Source organism: Streptomyces sp. 35G-GA-8, assembly GCF_023534745.1.
In the GTDB taxonomy this organism is placed as follows: domain Bacteria; phylum Actinomycetota; class Actinomycetes; order Streptomycetales; family Streptomycetaceae; genus Streptomyces.
The window spans coordinates 1-360 of record NZ_JAMHJQ010000071.1; the positions used below are offsets into that span (position 1 = coordinate 1).

Annotated in this window: 1 rRNA gene; it reads right to left on the reverse strand. The window is 58.6% G+C overall.

The annotated features are described in order from the left end of the window. Positions 1–360, reverse strand: a 23S ribosomal RNA gene (locus tag M1203_RS38575); the annotation flags it as partial.

Genomic DNA, 360 nt, shown 5'->3' on the forward strand with positions numbered 1-360 from the left:
CCTACACCCTTACCCCGGGACAACCACCGCCCGGGCTGGACTACCTTCCTGCGTCACCCCATCGCTTACCTACTACAGATCCGGGTCACCGGCTCCACCACTTTCCATTCCCCGAAGGGTCCGGAACGGCTTCACGGGCTTAGCATCGTCTGATTCGATACTGGGCGTTCCAAAGCGGGTACCGGAATATCAACCGGTTGTCCATCGACTACGCCTGTCGGCCTCGCCTTAGGTCCCGACTTACCCTGGGCAGATCAGCTTGACCCAGGAACCCTTAGTCAATCGGCGCACACGTTTCCCACGTGTGTATCGCTACTCATGCCTGCATTCTCACTCGTGAACCGTCCACAACTAGCTTCC